The organism is Lentzea flaviverrucosa (genome assembly GCF_003350445.1).
GTDB lineage: Bacteria > Actinomycetota > Actinomycetes > Mycobacteriales > Pseudonocardiaceae > Lentzea > Lentzea californiensis.
In genome coordinates this window covers 66,451-85,525 of record NZ_QQAU01000002.1, presented here as the reverse complement: position 1 = coordinate 85,525, position 19,075 = coordinate 66,451, and the positions used below count along the sequence as shown (strand labels likewise).

At 68.7% G+C, this 19,075-nt stretch carries 22 protein-coding genes; 15 read left to right on the top strand and 7 right to left on the bottom strand.

Features of this window, described 5'->3' with window-relative positions; translation table 11 throughout:
- Positions 1-45: 45 nt before the first annotated feature.
- Entirely contained in the window at positions 46-528 is a 483-nt protein-coding gene (gene coaD, locus DFR72_RS06490) for a pantetheine-phosphate adenylyltransferase (protein ID WP_090066444.1), read from the top strand.
- Here coaD and DFR72_RS06485 read toward each other — a convergent pair.
- The gene (locus tag DFR72_RS06485; protein ID WP_281273317.1) at positions 525-968 is read right to left on the bottom strand and encodes a GNAT family N-acetyltransferase; all 444 of its coding nucleotides are present in this window, start codon (positions 966-968) and stop codon (positions 525-527) included. The genes coaD and DFR72_RS06485 overlap by 4 nt on opposite strands.
- 121 nt (positions 969-1,089) lie before the next feature.
- Here DFR72_RS06485 and DFR72_RS06480 point away from each other — a divergent pair, with 121 nt between their 5' ends.
- From DFR72_RS06480 to DFR72_RS06445, 8 genes are all read left to right on the top strand, one after another.
- Positions 1,090-1,806, top strand: a complete 717-nt coding sequence (locus tag DFR72_RS06480; protein ID WP_090066443.1) for a DivIVA domain-containing protein — start codon at positions 1,090-1,092, stop codon at positions 1,804-1,806.
- A gap of 148 nt (positions 1,807-1,954) precedes the next feature.
- Entirely contained in the window at positions 1,955-2,536 is a 582-nt protein-coding gene (locus DFR72_RS06475; protein WP_090066442.1) for a YceD family protein, read from the top strand.
- A 2-nt stretch (positions 2,537-2,538) separates the two neighbouring features.
- Positions 2,539-2,721, top strand: coding sequence for a 50S ribosomal protein L32 (gene rpmF, locus DFR72_RS06470; RefSeq protein ID WP_030467958.1), 183 nt, complete (start codon positions 2,539-2,541; stop codon positions 2,719-2,721).
- A gap of 16 nt (positions 2,722-2,737) precedes the next feature.
- The gene (gene rnc, locus DFR72_RS06465) at positions 2,738-3,541 is read left to right on the top strand and encodes a ribonuclease III (RefSeq protein WP_090066441.1); all 804 of its coding nucleotides are present in this window, start codon (positions 2,738-2,740) and stop codon (positions 3,539-3,541) included.
- Between the two features lie 7 nt (positions 3,542-3,548).
- Positions 3,549-3,749, top strand: a complete 201-nt coding sequence (locus tag DFR72_RS06460; RefSeq protein WP_090066440.1) for a hypothetical protein — start codon at positions 3,549-3,551, stop codon at positions 3,747-3,749.
- A gap of 1 nt (position 3,750) precedes the next feature.
- Complete coding sequence (mutM, locus tag DFR72_RS06455; protein ID WP_090066439.1) at positions 3,751-4,608, top strand: bifunctional DNA-formamidopyrimidine glycosylase/DNA-(apurinic or apyrimidinic site) lyase; 858 nt, start codon at positions 3,751-3,753, stop codon at positions 4,606-4,608.
- Positions 4,609-4,844: 236 nt separating this feature from the next.
- Positions 4,845-5,171 (top strand): PadR family transcriptional regulator, encoded by a 327-nt coding sequence (locus tag DFR72_RS06450; RefSeq protein ID WP_090066438.1) that lies wholly within the window; start codon positions 4,845-4,847, stop codon positions 5,169-5,171.
- The gene (locus DFR72_RS06445; protein ID WP_090066437.1) at positions 5,168-6,271 is read left to right on the top strand and encodes a DUF1700 domain-containing protein; all 1,104 of its coding nucleotides are present in this window, start codon (positions 5,168-5,170) and stop codon (positions 6,269-6,271) included. The genes DFR72_RS06450 and DFR72_RS06445 overlap by 4 nt, the downstream gene beginning before the upstream one ends.
- Before the next feature lie 34 nt (positions 6,272-6,305).
- On the opposite strand, the gene DFR72_RS06440 is transcribed toward DFR72_RS06445, so the two are convergent.
- Entirely contained in the window at positions 6,306-6,746 is a 441-nt protein-coding gene (locus DFR72_RS06440; protein ID WP_090066436.1) for a MarR family winged helix-turn-helix transcriptional regulator, read from the bottom strand.
- 330 nt (positions 6,747-7,076) lie between these two features.
- Here DFR72_RS06440 and DFR72_RS06435 point away from each other — a divergent pair, with 330 nt between their 5' ends.
- Together DFR72_RS06435 and DFR72_RS06430 are read left to right on the top strand one after the other, a co-directional pair.
- A complete protein-coding gene (locus tag DFR72_RS06435) occupies positions 7,077-9,566 on the top strand; it encodes a sensor histidine kinase (RefSeq protein WP_245982589.1) in 2,490 nt (829 codons plus the stop codon).
- A complete protein-coding gene (locus DFR72_RS06430; protein WP_090066435.1) occupies positions 9,563-10,243 on the top strand; it encodes a response regulator in 681 nt (226 codons plus the stop codon). Before DFR72_RS06435 ends, DFR72_RS06430 begins: the two co-directional genes overlap by 4 nt.
- A 154-nt stretch (positions 10,244-10,397) precedes the next feature.
- Here DFR72_RS06430 and DFR72_RS45365 read toward each other — a convergent pair whose 3' ends face one another.
- From DFR72_RS45365 to DFR72_RS06415, 3 genes are all read right to left on the bottom strand, one after another.
- On the bottom strand, positions 10,398-10,892 hold the full coding sequence (locus DFR72_RS45365) for a hypothetical protein (RefSeq protein ID WP_170176153.1): 495 nt from the start codon (positions 10,890-10,892) through the stop codon (positions 10,398-10,400).
- 128 nt (positions 10,893-11,020) lie between these two features.
- Positions 11,021-11,410, bottom strand: a complete 390-nt coding sequence (locus DFR72_RS06420) for a hypothetical protein (RefSeq protein ID WP_090066433.1) — start codon at positions 11,408-11,410, stop codon at positions 11,021-11,023.
- 104 nt (positions 11,411-11,514) lie between these two features.
- Entirely contained in the window at positions 11,515-12,246 is a 732-nt protein-coding gene (locus DFR72_RS06415; protein WP_245982587.1) for a CAP domain-containing protein, read from the bottom strand.
- 81 nt (positions 12,247-12,327) lie between these two features.
- Between DFR72_RS06415 and DFR72_RS06410 the strand changes: the two genes are divergently transcribed.
- The 4 genes from DFR72_RS06410 to smc all read left to right on the top strand — a co-directional run bounded on the left by DFR72_RS06410 (position 12,328) and on the right by smc (position 17,634).
- Complete coding sequence (locus DFR72_RS06410; protein ID WP_090066431.1) at positions 12,328-12,600, top strand: acylphosphatase; 273 nt, start codon at positions 12,328-12,330, stop codon at positions 12,598-12,600.
- Between the two features lie 33 nt (positions 12,601-12,633).
- Positions 12,634-13,140, top strand: a complete 507-nt coding sequence (locus DFR72_RS06405; RefSeq protein ID WP_090066430.1) for a sigma-70 family RNA polymerase sigma factor — start codon at positions 12,634-12,636, stop codon at positions 13,138-13,140.
- Positions 13,137-13,772 carry an anti-sigma factor family protein gene (locus tag DFR72_RS06400; protein WP_090066429.1) on the top strand — a complete coding sequence of 212 codons (636 nt, stop codon included), beginning with the start codon at positions 13,137-13,139 and terminating at the stop codon, positions 13,770-13,772. Before DFR72_RS06405 ends, DFR72_RS06400 begins: the two co-directional genes overlap by 4 nt.
- Before the next feature lie 169 nt (positions 13,773-13,941).
- A complete protein-coding gene (smc, locus tag DFR72_RS06395) occupies positions 13,942-17,634 on the top strand; it encodes a chromosome segregation protein SMC (protein ID WP_090066428.1) in 3,693 nt (1,230 codons plus the stop codon).
- Positions 17,635-17,912: 278 nt separating this feature from the next.
- Here the strand turns inward: smc and DFR72_RS06390 are convergent, their stop codons facing one another.
- Entirely contained in the window at positions 17,913-18,626 is a 714-nt protein-coding gene (locus DFR72_RS06390; protein WP_090066427.1) for a lysophospholipid acyltransferase family protein, read from the bottom strand.
- Between the two features lie 24 nt (positions 18,627-18,650).
- A complete protein-coding gene (locus DFR72_RS06385; RefSeq protein WP_030479697.1) occupies positions 18,651-18,989 on the bottom strand; it encodes a hypothetical protein in 339 nt (112 codons plus the stop codon).
- Positions 18,990-19,075: the final 86 nt, after the last annotated feature.

The window sequence follows — 19,075 nt, the reverse complement described above, 5'->3', positions numbered from 1 at the left end:
ACGGACACGCCTGGAGGCGTCCGATCGGGTGCTAACGTCCGGCTCATGACGCGTGCCGTGTACCCCGGCTCCTACGACCCGGTAACCAACGGTCACCTGGACATCATCGGGAGAGCCGCGCACCTCTTCGAAGAGGTTGTCGTCGCTGTGCTCATCAACAAGAACAAGCGCACCTTGTTCGACGTCGAGGAGCGGCAGGAGATGCTGCGCGAGGTCACGTCGCAGTGGGACAACGTGCGCGTGGACTCCTGGCACGGCCTGCTGGTCGACTACTGCCGCGAGAACAACATCAAGGCCATCGTGAAGGGCCTGCGCGCGGTCAGCGACTACGACTACGAGCTGCAGATGGCGCAGATGAACCACCAGCTCACCGGCGTCGACACGCTGTTCATGCAGGCCAGCCCGCAGTACTCCTACCTGGCGTCCTCGCTGGTCAAGGAGGTCGCGACGTACGGTGGCGATGTCTCAACGCTGCTGCCCGCCTCCATCGAGCAGCGGCTGCAGCAGCGCCTCGCCGAGACGCGCTAGTCCAGGACGAGCTTCATCCCCACGTGCGACGCGGCGAACCCGAGCCGCTCGTAGAACCGGTGCGCGTCCACGCGTGACGCGTCCGTCGTCAGCTGCACCATGCCGCAACCGCGTGCGCGCGCCTCGTCGATCGCCCACCTGATCAGATGCTCGCCGAGGCCGTTGCCGCGCTGGTCGGAGCGGACCCGCACGGCCTCCACGGTCGCGCGGGTCGTGCCCAGGCGGGACAGGCCCGTCGTGAACGTCAGCTGCAGCGTGCCCACGACCTCGTCGCCGTCGACCGCCACGGCCAGGTGCTGGTGCGGGTCGGCGTCGATCACCTCGAACGCCTTCAGGTAGGCCGGATCGCCGGGCTTCTCCCGCTGCGCGCCGAGCGGGTCGTCGGCCAGCATTGCCACGATCGGGTGGACATCGGCGGCCGTCGCCCGCCTGATTGTGATCTTCACGTTTCTCCCCGGCTGGATGTGGGCAAATCCTGACACGCCCTGCCGATCTCCCTCTCCCGAAGAGATCGGCAGGGCACACTTGTGGGTGGGAGTCACAGGGGTTAGGGAGTGAGACGTGTACCGGGTGTTCGAGGCACTCGACGAGCTCGTCACGATCGTCGAGGAAGCGCGCGGAGTTCCGATGACCTCGGGTTGCGTCGTGCCGCGCGGCGATGTGCTCGAACTGCTCGACGACGTGCGCGACGCGATCCCCGCGGAGCTCGACGACGCGCAGGACGTGCTGGACCACCGTGACGAGGTCGTCGGCAAGGCCAAGCACGAGGCCGAGTCCGGCGTGTCGAAGGCACGCGCCGACGCGGACCGCATGCTCGCCGAGGCGCAGGCCGAGGCCGAGGCGATGCTGTCCGACGCGCGCGCCCGTGCCGAGCGGATGATCGCCGAGGCGGAGGACCAGGCCGAACGGACCGTGGCCGCCGGCCGCCAGGAGTACGACGACCTGGTGGGTCGCTCGCACGCCGAGGCCGAGCGCATGATCCAGGCGGGCCGCGCCAACTACGAGCGCGCCACCGAGGACGGCCGCGCCGAGCAGGCCAGGCTCGTCAACGAGCAGGAGGTCGTCCGCACGGCGCACGCCGAGGCGGCACGCCTGCTCGACGCCGCCCAGAACGAGTCCATCCGGCTGCGGTCGGAGTGCGACGCGTACGTGGACGGCAAGCTCGCGGACTTCGAGGACCTCCTCGCACACACGCTCAGGTCGGTCGGCAAGGGCCGTTCGCACCTGCGCGGACCGGCCGTCGCGGGTGCCGCGGCGCCGTTCGACTACGGTTCCTGACGAACCAGCCCGGTCCCAGGTCGACTGAACGTGTGATTCGCGCTACGTCGGACAGGTGCGATCACCTGCCGATTTCACGCGCGGGGGCGTCGTCCCGTACCCTGGACCGGCTGGACGTGGTAGGTCCCCGCCGGCAAAACCCGAAATCATGACTGAGCATCGTCACGCGTCCACGCGTCCCACAGCATCCAGTCCCTGGGTCATCGACACCAGGGACATCGGCCGTCGCGCCGGTCTAAGCCGACCCCTCGTGAGGTCGGTTCCCGGCGAAGGTGTGGGGCTGCTCGGGGTGATCGCGGTGCCCGAGAGCGGGGAAGTTGAGCTGGACCTCCTGATCGAATCGGTCGTGGAGGGCCTGCTCGTGACGGGGACAGCGTCCGCGAAGGTCGAAGGGGAGTGCTCGAGGTGTCTCGAGCCGCTCACCGATGAGGTTGAAGTCCGGGTCACGGAGCTCTACGCGTGGCCGGACAGCACCACGGACGAGACCACGGATGAATACGAGGTCAGCCGGATCGTCAACGATCTGATCGACCTCGAGCCTGTGGTGCGGGACGCCATCGTTCTCGCGCTGCCGCAGGCACCGCTCTGCGAGCCGGACTGCAAGGGGCTTTGCTCCGAGTGTGGTGGCAGGTGGGCGGAGCTCGGGCCCGACCACGGGCATGAGACGATTGACCCTCGTTGGGCCGCGTTGCAAGAGCGGTTCGACGATGACAACTCGGAGGAGAAGTAGTCGTGGCCGTCCCGAAGCGGAAAATGTCGCGTTCGAACACCCGCGCGCGCCGTTCCCAGTGGAAGACGTCTGCCGTGCACCTGGTGGCGTGCTCCAACAAGGCTTGCCGCCAGCCGAAGCCGCAGCACGTCGCCTGCCCGGCCTGTGGTCAGTACGCTGGCCGCCAGGTCGCTCAGCCGGCCTGATCTCCTCGGCGACGTAGTGGGGGGAAAGCCGCCGCGCGCACCGCAAGCGGACCGCGCGGACCTGCTCGAAGCGCTCGGCGTCCACCTGGACGCCGAGCTGCTCGTGCTGTCGCTCACCCACCGGTCTTACGCGTACGAGAACGGCGGCTTGCCGCCGAACGAGCGTCTCGAGTTCTTGGGAGACGCGGTGTTGGGGCTGGTCGTCACCGACCACCTCTACCGCACCCATCCCGACCTTCCCGAAGGTCAGCTCGCGAAGCTCCGTGCCAGCGTGGTCAACATGCACGCACTGGCCGGCGTGGCGCGCAACCTGAGTGACGGCGGGCTCGGTGCACACCTGTTGCTCGGTCGTGGCGAAGAGCTGACCGGCGGCAGGGACAAGGCAAGCATTCTCGCTGACGGCCTCGAAGCCGTCATCGGTGCGGTGTACCTGCAGTTCGGTATCGATACCGCACGAACGTTCGTTCACCGGCTGTTCGATCCGCTCTTGGCCAAAGCTCCGCTTTTGGGTGCTGGACTGGACTGGAAGACAAGCCTGCAGGAGCTCACCGCTCAAGCCAGCCTCGGCGTCCCGGAGTACCGCGTGGACGACCAGGGGCCGGACCACCGCAAGGAGTTCACCGCAACGGTGCTCGTCGGTGGCCAGCCTTACGGCAAGGGTGATGGGCGCACCAAGAAGGAAGCCGAGCAGAAAGCCGCTGAAGCGGCTTATCATGTTCTGTCGGAACGGGCCAAGGCCGAGCAGGAGTCGGTCAGGGCCAAGAACGGACAGAATGGCGCCTCGGTGACGCCAGGGATCTCCCCAACCGAGGAAGACTGAGACCGCAATGTATGCGACCAGGAACCGCACGAACCGCCGCACCCGCACCGCTCGCGGGCCGGTGAACACCTCCCGCAGTGGAGGAATCCAGGGCCTTGTGCTGGTCAGGGACACGAGCCGCGCGGGGGTGTGGGTTCTCAAGCCCACCAAGCCGCAGGCCGCCGTGATCGACGCGCAGCCCCTCGACGAGGGCAAGTCCGAAGCCTGACGTGCCCGAACTCCCGGAGGTCGAGGTAGTACGCCTCGGCCTTGAAGCCCACGTCGCCGGCAGGGTCATCTCCTCGGTAGAGGTGTTGCACCCACGCGCCATCCGCCGGCACGACATGGGTTCCTTGGACTTCTGCGCGCGCCTGGCAGGCCAGCCAATGGCCGCCGCCAGGCGCCGCGGCAAGTACCTCTGGGTCGAACTGGCTGACAAGGCCGCCATGCTCGCGCACCTGGGCATGAGCGGCCAAATGCTCGTCCAGCCCTCGTCGGCCCCCGACGAGAAGCATCTGCGCGTCCGCTTCCGGTTTTCCGACGGCGGACCAGAGCTGCGTTTCGTCGACCAACGCACCTTCGGCGGCCTAGCGCTGGCCGAGTTGGTCGAAGTCGACGGCACCCTGGTGCCCGACTCGGTCGCACACATCGCCCGCGACCCCATGGACCCTTTGTTCTCCCGTGATGCTGCCGTGCGCGCGTTGCGCCTGCGTCACACCGAGATCAAACGTGCCCTGCTCGACCAGACCCTCGTGTCCGGCATCGGCAACATCTACGCCGACGAGGCCCTCTGGCGCGCGAAGCTGCACGGCACCCGCATGACGGACAAGCTCACGAAACCCAAGGCCGCCGAGCTGCTGGACCACGCCACCGACGTGATGCGTGAGGCGCTCGGCCAGGGCGGGACGTCGTTCGACGCCTTGTACGTCAACATCAACGGGCAGTCCGGGTACTTCGACCGGTCACTCAACGCGTACGGCCAGGAGAACAGGCCGTGCAAGCGGTGCGGTGCCGCCATCGTGCGGGAGCCGTTCATGAACCGCTCCTCGTACTCGTGCCCGCGTTGCCAGCCTCGCCCCAGGGCTTGAGGCTTCTTCCTCTGCTCCGCAGCCGTGCTGACAACCCGCGCACGCGCCTGAACGTCCTGTAGTCAAACCCTTGTTCCGCGTCTCAAATCTCGAAGCCGTAACGCGCGTTAGACAGTACTGCGCACTGCGTAGTACTGTCCACGGCGCAACAGTGACACTCCCCAAAGCGGAGTTCGTTTGGTGATCAAAATGGGCTTCGCCGATTTCGACCACCAAGCCGAGGGTCGGAGGGGGCCATGGACACCAGTCAACTGCTCAAAGGGGTGCTGGACCTGGCCGTCCTTGCGGTTCTGCGCAAGGACGACGGGTACGGGTACGACGTGGTGCGCAGACTGCGCGCCGGGGGATTGGACGAAGTGGGCGACGCGTCGGTGTACGGGACGCTGCGGCGGCTCTACAACGCGGGGATGCTGACCTCGTACGTGGTGCCCAGTGAAGAGGGACCGCACCGCAAGTACTACAGCATCAACGAGACCGGGCGGGCGCGCCTGGCTGAGTCGAGGGAGACGTGGAGGTCGTTCGCCAGCACGCTGGACGGCCTGCTCGAGGAGGTCGCAGCATGAACACGCAAGCGCTCGGTGTCGAGTACTACCTGACCGGGATGCGTGCCGGCCTCGACGACCTGCCTCCCAACGAGGTCGCCGAGATCATGGAGGACGTCGAGGCGCACATCGCCGAACTGTCGTCCGAGCTCGGTGAGAACGAGACCTTGGAGCAGCGGCTCGGGCCGCCCGAGCAGTACGCGCAGGAGCTCCGGCAGGCCGCCGGGTACCCGCCGCGGACCGAGCGGTTGCCGGTCACGACCAAGAAGCAGCTGCTGACCCGGCCACGGGCGGCGGCCTGGGGGCTCGTGGGGGCCACCGGCGTCACGTTGCTCGCGGGGGCGGCGGCGCTGCGGGAGCCGGCGATCCTGCTCCTGCCCGCGGTGATCCTCGTGCTGAGCCTGGCGCTCGTGAACGACCGGGGGCCCGCGCAGCAGGAGATCATGAACCTGCCGGAGACGATCAGGCTCAAGAAGTGGCTGACGCCGGAGCCGGGCACGCCGGCCGAGCGGGCGATCACCTATCTCAGGTCGTTGCAGCCCGCCTGGTGGCTGGTGCGGGCGGGGCTGCTCGGTCTTGGTGCCGTGCTGCTCGCCGGTCGCGACATCCTCGGGTTCCTCGCGATCGCCGCCGTCGCCGTGGTGTCGGTGTTCGCCGGGCCGCGCGCCAAGGTCGACCGGCGCTGGCTGTGGTTCAGCCTGCCCGCCTCGGCGTTGGCGGTGGGTCTGTTGTTCCAGGTGATCGACGTGACCGCGGGACAGCTCGGGTACAACGCGTCGCGCTCGTCGTACTCGGGGCCCGTCATGGAGACGTACGACAACATCTACGTGTACGACGAGAACGGCAAGCTGCTCTCGAACGTGACGCTGTACGACCAGGACGGCCAGCCGATCAACGCGCGGCAGGGCTACTCCAGCTGCTACGACTCCGACAACGGCCCTGAGCCGGTCATTCCCGCTAACCGCTATCCGCGGCCGAAGGTCGCTTACGAAAACGGCCGCTGTTACACAGTGGAACCGACCGTGACCGCTCCGTCATCACCGTCGAGTGCGGAACCGCCGAGTTCTGCGAGCGCGACTCCGAGCTCGGTGCCACCTACTTCTGTGTCACCCAGCAAGTAATCGAAGGAGCGGGACCCGTCGGGGGGTCCCGCTCCTACTTGTTCTGCTGTGGGTCGGCCAGGTGGCGCAAAATCGGCATGGCCGAGCGCAGGTGTTCTCTGTCTTCTGGGGAAAGTTCGGACATTCTTTCACTCAATAGTTCGGCTTCGCCGTGAGCGAGCGACAGGATCGTGTCGCGGCCGACTTCGGTGAGCACGACTATCGTTGCTCTGCCGTCGGCTGCGTCAGGCTCTCTTCGGACGAGGCCAGTGGACTCCAAGCTGGTCACGACGGTTGTAGCGGTCGGCTGAGAACACAGCGCGCGCACGGCGATCTCGCCGATCCGCATCGGGCCGTGGGCGCTCAGTTCTGACAGCACCAATAACTGGGTGGGTTGCAAACGACGGGCCGGAGCGGCCTGTCGAAGACTTCGCACCAGCCGGTGCACGGCCACCACGAGTTGAAGTGCCTCGTGGTTGGTGACGGTGGTGGGCATCGTTTCTCCGCGCGCATGTGATTGTCCGAATTCGGACACGAACCCTGGCACTTTCCCTCATTCACGCTCCGCGCGCTATCCGCCAACTGCCGATAACCCATTCGGCCGTTGTGGTGACGCGAGGTGTCACGGCGCGCGTCCGACACACTTAAATGTGCTGGTAAACGGCGTAAAAAGCGCAGCGAAGCTCACTCGAACGGGCGCCGGGCTGAAGCATGATTCAACGAGACAGATCTGCGGTCAGAACTGTGGGAAGGCGCACTCGTTTACCCGTGTGGCGCAGCGCGTACCCCCGAACGGCCCACCTCGGTCCAGGAGCAGACTGGTCCGGTGAGTCCGAAAACCAGACGTGGCGAGCTCCGCATCCACCTCGGCGCCGCTCCCGGTGTCGGCAAGACGTTCGCCATGCTCGGGGAGGCGCACCGCCGGCGGGAACGCGGCACGGACGTGGTCGTCGGATTCGTCGAGGCCCACGGTCGTGCGAAGACCGCTGACCTGGCAGAAGGCCTGGAAGTCGTCACGCGCAGGCGCTCCGAGCACCGTGGCGTCGAGCTCACCGAGATGGACGTCGACGCCGTGCTGGCCCGTGCGCCGCAGGTTGCCGTCGTCGACGAACTGGCGCACACGAACGCACCGGGATCCCGTAATGCAAAACGGTGGCAGGACGTCGAGGAACTCCTCGAAGCCGGGATTGATGTGCTGTCCACGGTCAACATTCAGCACCTGGAATCCCTGAACGACGTCGTTCACCGCATAACGGGCGTACCGCAGAAGGAAACGGTGCCGGACGAGGTCGTGCGCAAAGCGAACCAGATCCAGCTCGTCGACCTCACGCCGGAAGCTCTGCGCCGCAGGCTCGCTCACGGCGACGTCTACGCGGCGAACAAGATCGACGCCGCGCTCGGCAACTACTTCCGCGTCGGGAACCTCACCGCGCTGCGCGAACTCGCGCTGCTCTGGGTCGCCGATCAGGTCGACGTCGCGTTGCTGCGCTACCGGACCGAACAGCAGATCACCGACACGTGGGAGACGCGCGAACGTGTCGTCGTCGCCATCACCGGTGGCGCGGAAAGCGAGACGCTCATCCGTCGCGCGCGTCGCATCGCCACGCGCGCGGGTGGCGACCTTCTCGTCGTGCACGTGCTGCGCGGCGATGGCCTCGCAGGCGCTGATCCGCACTCACTGCAGAAGTACCGCAAGCTCGCCGAGGACGTCGGTGCCACGTTCCACACCGTCGTCGGGGATGACGTGCCGACGGCGCTGCTGGAGTTCTCACGCGGCGTCAACGCCACACAGCTCGTGGTCGGCACCTCGCGCCGTTCGCGGTTCGCGCGCGTGTTCTCGGCGGGTATCGGCTCCACGGTCGTGCAGGAGTCTGGTGCGATCGACGTCCACATGGTCACGCATCCGGCGACGACCAGCGGCTGGCGCGCCCGGTTCGCCGGCAGTCCGTTGAGGCCGAGCCGGCTCGCTTGGGGCTGGTTCCTCGCGGTGGCCGGTCCCGCACTGGTCACGGCGGCCGGGGCGTCGTTGCGCGGCGGTCTGAACTTCTCCACGAACGTCATCGGCTACCTGCTGGTCACGCTCGTCGTGGCGATCGTCGGCGGGCTCGGCCCCGCGATCGCCGCCGCGCTGATCAACGCGTTGCTGCTGAACTTCTTCTTCACCGAGCCCTTCTACACGTTCACCATCGACGCGCAGCAGAACGTGCTCACCTTCTTCGCGATGATCATCGTGGGCGTGTCCACGGCGTTGGTGGTGGACCACGCCGCTCGCCGTGCGACCCAGGCGGCGCGCGCTCGCACCGAGGCCACGCTCCTCGCGTCGTACGCGCGCACCGTGCTGACGAACCCGCAGCCACTCGCACGGCTGTTGGAGAAGGTGAAGGAGAACTTCGGCCTCACGTCCGTCGCGCTGTTGGAGCGTGTCGACGGCTCGTGGGAGCGCGTCGCGTGCGTCGGCATCGGCCCGTGCGACGAGCCCGACGACGCGGACGTCGACATCGCCGTGACCCCGGACGTGCACCTCGCGCTGCGCGGCCGTTCGCTGCCCGCGTCCGACCGCCGGGTTCTCGAAGCGGCCGCAGGCCAGGCGCTACTCGCGCTGAGGCAGCAACGAATGGCCGAGCAGACCCTCGACGCCCAGCGCCAGGCCTCTCGCACCGAACTGCGCACCGCACTCCTGAGCGCCGTTGGCCACGACCTCCGCACACCACTGACCTCGATCAAGGCGTCCGTCGGCTCGTTGCGCGACCCGGAGCTGACGCTGTCGGACGCCGACACCGCCGAGCTGCTGGAGGCGGTCGAGGAGTCGGCGGACCGCCTGACCGGCCTCGTCGACAACCTGCTCGACTCCTCGCGCCTCGCCACCGGCGCCGTGGAACCGCAGTTCCGCGCCGTCGGCTACTACGAGGCCGTCGCACGGGCACTGGTCGGCCAGAGCGGCGACGTCGAGGTCGACGTCCCGGAGTCACTGCCGCCCGTGCGTGCCGACGTGGGCCTGCTCGAACGAGTCATCGCGAACGTCGTCGGCAACGCCGTGCGCTACGCCGGTGCCGTGGCGTTGCGCGCCTCGGCACATGGCTCCGAGGTGGAGCTGCGAGTCGTCGACCACGGCCGCGGCCTGCCCAGCGGCACCGCGGACCAGGTCTTCGCCCCGTTCCAGCGCCTCGGCGACCGCACGCCGGGTGGCGTTGGTCTCGGTCTGAGCGTGGCGAAGGGCTTCACCGAGGCCATGGGAGGCACGATCACCATGGAGGACACACCCGGTGGCGGCCTCACCGTGGTGATCTCACTCCCCGCCGAGGAGAGGATCGCGTGACAAAAGTACTGGTGGTCGACGACGAGCCGCAGATCGTGCGCGCCCTGCGAATCAACCTCTCGGCCAGGGGCTACGAAGTCCTCACCGCCCCCGACGGCGCCACGGCCCTTCGTCTGGCAGCGGATGGCAAACCAGACGTGGTGGTCCTGGACCTGGGACTGCCCGACATGGACGGTACCGACGTCATCGCAGGCCTGCGCGGCTGGACCACCCTGCCGATCATCGTCCTCTCCGCCCGCACCGACTCGGCCGACAAGGTCGACGCCCTGGACGCCGGCGCCGACGACTACGTGACGAAACCGTTCGGCATGGACGAACTCCTCGCCCGCCTGCGCGCCGCCGTCCGCCGCTCGGCCACGACCGGCCCCGAGGACGAGCCGATCGTGCAGACCGCCTCGTTCGCCGTCGACCTGGCGGCGAAGCGCGTGCTCAAGGACGGCGCCGAGGTGCACCTCACGCCCACCGAGTGGGGACTTCTGGAGGTGCTGGCGCGCAACGCGGGCAAACTCGTCGCGCAGAAACAGCTGCTGCGGGACGTGTGGGGGCCCGCGTACGAGAAGGAGACGCACTACCTGCGGGTGTACCTGGCGCAGTTGCGGCGGAAGCTGGAGCCGGAGCCCGCCCGGCCGCGGCACCTGCTGACCGAGCCGGGCATGGGCTACCGGTTCGAGCTGTGACGGACCATCGCTGTGGTTCGCGCGACCGGCTTCGCTGATCTTGCGTCCGAACGCGGTCGCTGTGCCGGACGCGCGCCGACTCCTGTGCGCGGTGTGGCGGCCGGACCAAGCGGATCCGGCGGACCGCCGCCGCCACGCTCAGAACCGTGCCGGACTAGGGCGTCGGGTCCGGCGTGCCGGTGCTCGACGACGAGGACGACGGCGGCGCGGTGGGCGACTCCGTAGAAGAAGGGGTCGACGTGGGCGGCTCCGTCTCCGAAGGCGGCGTGCTCTGCGTCTCGGTCTGCGTCGGCTGGGCCGGGGCGGTGGTCAGCTGCGGCTGGTCCGGCGTGCCCGGCTTCGGCTGGTCCTGCGGGCGGGCCGCCTGCTTGCGGTCCGGTGCGGATGCCGGCTTCGGTGCGCCGGAGGACACTGTGACCACGACGGTGCTGGTGCTGCCGTCCGGTGCGACGCTGGTGATGGTCTGCACCACGTCGGCCGACGTGCGTTCCGGGGCCGCCTCGCGGCCCGATGCGGCGAGCATGGAGGCCACGGTGGCGAACAACGTCGCCACGACCACGCCGCCCGCAGCCAGCATCACTGCCGTGCCCACGCGCTTCTTCGGCTGGGCAGGCTCGGTCGGTGACTGCGGATGATCTTCCTCGAACACCACTCGCTCCTCGGGGGAAACCCGGTCGGATGGACTTGTGTTCGAGTTATCGGCGGAAACGCACCAAAGCCTCAGCGGAGCCACACCTTCGTGTAGCTCTGCGTTACAAGGCGGTGACTGGCGTAACCCTAAGGGGTCGTCGTCGTTGTGACCGGGTCCGCCGTCGTCGTGGTGGTGACGACGGCCGTCGTGGTCGTGGTCGACGCCTTGGTGGTCGTCGTGGTGTTCGACGTGATCACCGGCGGCGGGTCGTCGGTCGTGACCGTCGTCGTCGTGCCGTCGGCGCGCGTGATGGTCGTGACGCGCGTCTGCTTCTTCGTCGTCGTGGTCGTCGCCGACGTCGTGGTCTCGGCTGTCGTCGTGGTCTGCGCGGCGGTCGAGGACGGCGCGGAGGTCGGCACGATGCTCAGGGCGTCGCGCACGGCCTCCTTGCGCGGCGGCTGGGTCGCCGGGGACTCGTTCGCGGTGTTCGCGCCCGCGGCGAGGGAGGCGACGGCGGCGAAGACGGTCGCCAGCACGACGCCTGAGGCAGCTAGGACGATTTGCGGTGCACCTCGGAAGAAGCGCGAGCGCGAGTCCGGTTCCGGGCTCTCGTACACGAAGTTTCCCCTGCTCGAAACGGTCAGCGGCCGAAGTTCTGGGTCCAGTAGTTGCCGCGGGTGTCCAGGCCCACGCCCATCGTGGTGAAGCTGCAGTTCTCGATGTTCTCGCGGTGACCGGTGGACTTCATCCAGCCGTCGACGACGGCGGCGGCGTTGGGGTAGCCCATCGCGATGTTCTCGCCGCCCGGCTTCGGGTAACCGGCCTCGCGCATGCGGACGTCGAACGTCCTGCCGTCCTGCGAGGTGTGCGAGAAGTACTTCTTGGTCGCCATGTCCGTGCTGTGGGCCTGCGCGGCGGTCGTGATGCGGTCGTCGATCACGAGGGCCTTGCACCCTGCGGCGGAGCGGGCGTCGTTCACGAGCGCGAGCACGGCCTGCTCCGGCGTCTGACCGGTGGGCGGCTTCGTCTGGGCGGGCGGCTTCGGCGCCTCGGGGGGTGGCGTCGTGGTGGACGGGGCCGGCGGCGTCGAAGGCGTGGAAGAAGGAGTCTCGGTCGTCGTCGAGGTGGCGGGCACCGAGGAGGACGTCTGAGGTGCGGACGTGCCGCCGTTGGTGTCACCGCCGTCGGACGGCTGTCTGCCGCCGTTGGGTGCGGCGGCGTTGCCCGTTCCGAACTGGTTCGCTGCGTCGGTGCTCTCCTGCTGCGCGGCATTGGTGAAGCCGATGCCGAGAGGGGAGGTGCCGGAGAGGGCGAGGCCGCCGATTCCGGTTGCACCGATCAGCAGGCCGAGTAAGAGGCTGCGGGCACTCACGGGTCGGGACCGTACCACTAATGGGTGACAACCCCAGAGTGCGTCTTCAGTCACCTGGCGTGACTACGCAACCATTCGGAGGTGGACGTGCGACTAAACGCGTGGGTGCGTGGACGGGTTCAGGGCGTTGGTTTTCGCTGGTGGACGCGCGCCAGGGCGCTAGAACTAGGCCTGGTGGGCAGCGCTTCGAACAGGCCGGACGGCCGGGTCGAGGTCGTTGCCGAGGGTTCGCGGGAGAAGTGTGAACAACTGCTGAAAGCTCTCCGTTCGGGTGAAACTCCTGGACACGTCGAATCTGTCGGTGAGCAGTGGTCTGATGCCAGGGGCGACCTGACCGGGTTCGTCGAGCGCTGAACCGTTTTTCGAGAGCCGGCGTAGTAGGGAATCGTGGACTCCTCAGAAGACGTCCTCATCCAGCTGTACGACCGCTGGAGGGGCCCGCTGCTGCACTACGTGCTGCGGCTGGTCGACGGCGACTACCAGCAGGCAGAGGACGTCGTGCAGGAGACGCTGCTCCGCGCGTGGCGCAACCACGAGGACCTGAAACCGGACGACGCGGCACCGTGGCTCTACACGGTCGCCAAGAACCTGGTGATCTCCGGTTACCGCCGCCGCAACGCACGCGCGACCGAGGTGCCGCTCGAACCGGTGGACCTCCCGCCGGTCAGCGACCAGGTCGAACACGTGCTGCAGACGTGGCAGATCGCGTCGGCGCTGAGAGCGCTCACGCCTGAGCACCGGACGGTCGTCATCGAGCTGTACTACCGCCGCCGCACCGTCGCGGAGGCCGCCAAGACGCTCGGCATACCGCCGGGCACGGTCAAGTCGCGCTGTTTCTACGCACTGCGGGCGCTGCGCGACGCACTGGAGGAAAGAGGGGTGACCGAGGCGTGAGCTGCCAGCACACCGTCGAAGTCGGCGCTTACCTCTTCGGCTCGCTCGACCTCAAGGAACGAGCCGCCTTCGAACGCCACCTCGGCGACTGCGACTGCTGTCAGGCCGAGATGCTGCGGCTGGCCCCGCTGCCGGGGCTGCTCGGCCGCCTGACCCTGGAGGACGTCGAGAACCTCGACGAGATCCCCGCCTGCCCGCCCGAGCCGAAGCACGACCAGCGCCGCGTGCTGATCGTGTGCGCGGCCGTGCTGGTCCTGCTCGCGCTGGCCGGGGGCAGTTCTTTCCTGTGGCAGACGCCGTCGCAGCCCGCTTCTGCGCCGCCCACCTCGAGCCAGCCGCCCACGCCGACCTGGGCCGCCAGGGACGCGGCCAGCGGCGTGAACGGCGAGGTCTCGATGGTCTCGAAGACCTGGGGCACCGAGATGTGGTTCAAGCTCGGCGCGGTCAAGCCGGGCGGGCGGTGCAAGGTCATCGTGTTCGACCGGAAGGGGCAGCGCGAGGTCGGCGGCTGGTGGGGTTCCGATCACGCGCCTGACGAGCGGATTCCCGGTTCCACGTCGTTCCGCGTCGACCAGATCGAACGCATGGAGGTGTCCGACGAAAGCGGGCTGCTGGTCACTCTCCGTCCCTAGCGCTGTGATCGCCGACCTCCGCCGCGCCTTCCGGTGCTCAACAGGGCACCGCGATGCGCCCGTCTGAACAACGGAACACGGGGCGAAGGCCGACGATCACAGCGGTTGGACGCGCAGGTCAACCCACGCCTCCCGCAGCACGCGCAAGCGCTTGGGTACTCTGCCCCGCGTGCATCTCAAGAGCCTGACGCTGAAGGGCTTCAAGTCCTTCGCCTCGGCTACCACGCTGCGCTTCGAGCCCGGCATCACCTGTGTGGTCGGCCCCAACGGGTCCGGCAAGTCCAACGTGCTCGACGCGCTGCGCTGGGTCATGGGCACGCAGGGCGCCAAGGACCTGCGCGGCGGCAAGATGGAGGACGTCATCTTCGCCGGCACGTCCGGCCGCGCGCCGCTCGGTCGCGCCGAGGTGACGCTGACGATCGACAACGCCGACGGCATGCTGCCGATCGAGTACACCGAGGTGTCGATCACCCGCCGCATGTTCCGCGAGGGCGCCACCGAGTACGAGATCAACGGCAACTCGTGCCGCCTGATGGACATCCAGGAGTTGCTTTCGGACTCCGGCATCGGCCGCGAGATGCACGTGATCGTCGGTCAGGGCCAGCTCGCCGCGATCCTCGAGTCCAAACCGGAGGAGCGGCGCGCGTTCATCGAAGAGGCCGCCGGCGTCCTGAAGCACCGCAAGCGCAAGGAAAAGGCGCTGCGCAAGCTGGAGGCGATGCAGGCCAACCTGACGCGCCTCACCGACCTCACCGCGGAACTGCGCCGCCAGCTCAAGCCGCTGGGCAAGCAGGCCGAGATCGCCCGCCGCGCGCAGGTCGTCCAGTCCGAGCTGCGGGACAGCAAGCTCCGCCTGCTCGCCGACGACCTGGTGACGCAGCGCGAGACCATCGCGCAGGAGGAGCACGACGAGGCGAAGGCCCGCGTGCGCCGCGCCGAGGTCGAGAAGTCGTTGCAGGCCGCGCAGTACCAGCAGAACGAGCTGGAGGAGCGGGTCGCGGCCGACTCGCCGAAGCTGCAGGCCGCGCAGGACACCTGGTACCGGCTGTCCGCTTTGGAGGAACGCCTCCGCGGCACGGTCAGGCTCGCCGCCGAACGCGCCCGCCACCTGTCCGCCGACGTGGACGCGCCGTCGCGCGGACGTGACCCGGACGACCTCGACCGCGAGGCCGAGGAGACCGCCGAGATGGAGCTGGAGCTCCAGGAAGGCGTGACCGAGGCCCGCATCGCGCTGGCCGAGGCCGTCGAGACGCGCGCCGAACTGGAGCGCATGGTCTCGCAGGCGGAGAAGGCGCACATCGCCGCCGTCCGCGCGATCGCCGACCGCCGGGAGGGCCTCGCCCGCCTGTCCGGTCAGGTGGAAGCGTTGCGCAGCAAGACGAACGCGACCGCGGAGGAGATCGAACGCCTCTCCGTCACGCTGTCCGAGGCGTCCGAACGCGCCGAGTACGCGTCGATGGAGCTGGCCGAGGCCCGCGAGATCACCGGCACCGAGGACGAGGACGACCACGGCCTCGACGAACGCCACCACCAGGCCGTGCAGTCCCACGACGCGGCACGGCAGCGCGTCGAGGAACTGGTCAAGGCCGAACGCACCGCGGAACGCGACATCGCGTCGTGGCGCGCTCGTGTCGACGCTCTTTCACTTGGCCTGACGCGCAAGGACGGCGCGGGCGCGCTGCTCGCGTCGGACGTGCCGGGCCTGCTGGGTTCCGTCGCCGCGTTGCTGACCGTCGAACCGGGCTACGAGGTCGCACTGGCCGCCGCGCTCGGCCCGATCGCCGACGCCGTCGCGGTGTCGTCCGGTGACGGCGCGCTCGCGGCCCTGAAGCTGTTGAAGGAGAAGGACGGCGGCCGCGCGGGCGTGCTGATCGGCTCCCACGGGTCCGCCGTGGACACCTCGCAGTGGGGCTACCTGCCGCACGGCGCGCGGTGGGCGATCGACGTCGTGCACGCGCCGGAAGCGTTGCGCCCGGCGTTGGCCCGTGCGCTCGATCGCCTTGCCGTGGTGGGAGATCTGGACACCGCGGCCGGGTTCAACGGCCGCGCGGTCACCCGTGAGGGCGACCTCTTCGGCACGGACTGGGCCGTCGGCGGCTCGGGTGCCCAGGGCCAGAGCGTCATCGAGGTGCAGGCCGCCGTCGACGAGGCGCAGGAGCAGCTCGCGACCGCGGAACGGGCGCTGGAGCACGCTTCGGCCGCGCTCGAAGGCGCCCGTGCCGAGCAGCAGGCCCGCCGCAAGGTGCTCGACGCGGTCAAGGAGGCCATGCAGGAGGCCAAGGTCCGGCAGGCCCGCTCCGGCGAGCGGCTGAACCGGATGGCCACGGCCGTGCGGTCCGCGGAGGCCGAGGTCAACCGCATCTCCGAGGCGCGCGCCAAGGTCGAGCGGTCGCGCGAGGAAGCCCTGATGAAGCTGGGCGAGCTCGAAGAGCGGCTGCTGATGGCCGAGGAGGAGCAGACCCTCGACGACGAGCCGGACACCGACCAGCGCGACGCACTGGCCGCTGAGCTGGCTCAGGCGCGTCAGAGCGAGATGGACGCACGCCTGGTGCAGCGCACCGCGGAAGAGCGCGCACGGGCGCTGCAGGGCAAGGCAGAGGGCCTGCGCCGTGCCGCCCGCGCCGAGCGCGAGGCCCGCGAACGCCACGCCCGCGCCACCCAGCACCGCGCCCGTGGTGCCGTGGTCGCGAAGGCCGTCGTCCGCGGCGGCGAGCAGGCGCTGGAACGCATCGAGATCTCGCTGTCCCGCGCCGCCCGCGAGCGCGACCATGCCCAGGAACGCCGTGCGCAGCACGAACTCCTGCTGACCCAGGTGCGCGGCCTGGTGCGGGAGATGTCCGGTGAGCTGGAGAAGCTCGTCGACGCCGTGCACCGCGACGAGGTCATGCGAGCCGAGCAGCGCATGCGCATCGAGCAGCTGGAAACCAAGATCGCCGAGGACTTCGGCATCGGCCTGGAAGACCTGACCAACGAGTACGGCCCCGACGTCATGGTGCCCGCCTCGGCCGCCGAGATGGCGGAGTACCAGGCCGCCAAGGAACGCGGCGAGCAGGTCTCCGAGCCGCAGCCGATGCCGTACGACCGCGACACCCAGATGCGCCGCGCCAAGCGTGCCGAGCGCGACATGTCGTTGCTGGGCAAGGTGAACCCGCTCGCGCTGGAGGAGTTCGCGGCGCTGGAGGAGCGCTACAAGTTCCTCTCCACGCAGCTCGAGGACATCAAGGACACCCGTCGCGACCTGCTCACGGTCGTGAAGGAGGTCGACGACAAGATCCTCGAGGTCTTCACGCTGGCCTACGAGGACGTGGCGCGCGAGTTCGAGATCGTCTTCAAGGTCCTGTTCCCCGGCGGCGAGGGCCGCCTGGTGCTGACCGAGCCCGGCGACATGCTGACGACCGGCATCGAGCTGGAGGCCCGCCCGCCCGGCAAGAAGGTCAAGCGCCTGTCGCTGCTCTCCGGTGGCGAGAAGTCGCTGGCAGCGGTCGCGATGCTGGTCGCGATCTTCCGCGCCCGCCCCTCACCGTTCTACGTGATGGACGAGGTCGAGGCCGCGCTGGACGACACGAACCTGCACCGGCTGATCAGCCTGTTCGAGCAGCTGCGGGAGAAGTCGCAGCTGCTGATCATCACCCACCAGAAGCCGACCATGGAGATCGCGGACGCCCTGTACGGCGTCTCGATGCGCGGTGACGGCATCTCGCAGGTGATCTCGCAGCGGCTGCGCACGACCGGCGACGAGCCCGCGCGTGCGGCGGCGCCGGCAAAGCCCGTGGAGGTCGCAGAGCCGGTGGTGTCCGCTGAGCCTGTGGAGTCCGCTGAGACCGCGGAACCTTCGCCCGAGCCGACGGATGCAGAGGCCTGAGAGGGCGGCCGGAGCGGGTGCCTGGGGGGCTTCAACCGGCCCCGGCCGCGGCCTCTGCGCGGGCTGCGCCAGCGCGGTGACCTTCCTCCGGAACGGAGACAGGTCCCCCTTCTACACCGTGCGGACGCAGCCCGGCGCCTGAAGGGGTGAGATCCCCGGTTCCACCTCACCACTCCAGGTGCGCACCGCAACTCTGCCCGACGAACCTTGTGAAAACCTTGTATCGCCAGGTCAGGCACTCATCGCGGCAGTGCTCGCCCGATCCTCGCAGCAGGTGTTCAGGCGCCGCGGGAGTCCAGCCTGGCGGCCTGTTCCGGAGTGGGCGCGGTGCCGCCGAGGTGCGCCGGCGTCCACCAGGTACCGGGCTCGTTCGGGTAGGAGGCCTGCGCGGTGTCCAGCAGGTCCTGCATCCGCTTGCGCAGGACGTCGTCGCCGGAGTCGCCGGGGGACGGCTCGAACGGCTCGCCGATGAGGATGGTGACCGGCACGTGCCGCTGGGTCAGGTCCTTGGGACGGCCCTTGGTCCACAGGCGCTGGGTGCCCCACAGAGCGACGGGGATGATCGGGACGCCGGCCTCGTGCGCCAGGCGGTTCGCGCCGGACTTGATGTCCTTGACCGTGAACGAACGGCTGATCGTGGCCTCGGGGAAGATCCCGACGACCTCGCCGGTGCGGAGCGCGGACAGGGCCTGCTGGTAGGAGGCCTGGCCCGCGCTCCGGTCGACGGGGATGTGGTGCATGCCGCGCATGAGCGGGCCTGCGATCTTGTTGGCGAAGATCTCGTGCTTCGCCATGAACCGCGTGAGGCGCCCCGAGGGATGCGCGCCGTAGCCCGCGAAGATGAAGTCGAGGTAGCTGACGTGGTTCGACGCCAGCACCGCTCCACCCGTGCGAGGAACGTGGTGCGCCCCCTCCACGGTGAGCCGCAGGTCGAGCACCTTGAACATGAGCTTCGCTGCGGCGATCACCGGGGGATATACGCGATCCGACATACTTCCGAACGGTAGCCGTAAGGACTACTGACCGGTAGCGGCCCCTTCGTGTTCTCGCATGATCTTTGGCACGCCCGCCAGATCCTCGTCGTTGCACAGCAGCTTGAGGTCGTAGTACGGGTTGCCGTGGGTGTCGTCGTAGTCGAGATGGACTGCGATCACGTCCACGGGCTCGCCCAGCCAGTCCTGGGTCTGCCGCAACCAGGCGGCAGCGCGTTCCAGAGCTGACGGAAGATCATCGTCTCGGAATTCGACCGGCCGATACGGAACACCCTGGACACCGTCCCGGTTGTTCGGCGGCAAGGGCAGGTCGACGGCCACCCCGGATTCGTTGAGATCGAGTTGGATCGTTTCCTCACTCACTGTAAAAGAGTCCCCCACCCTCACCTGCCCTGCAAGCCCGAATCTGGGAGTTGCGGCTGTGACGTGGGTGTTCGTGACATGGCATA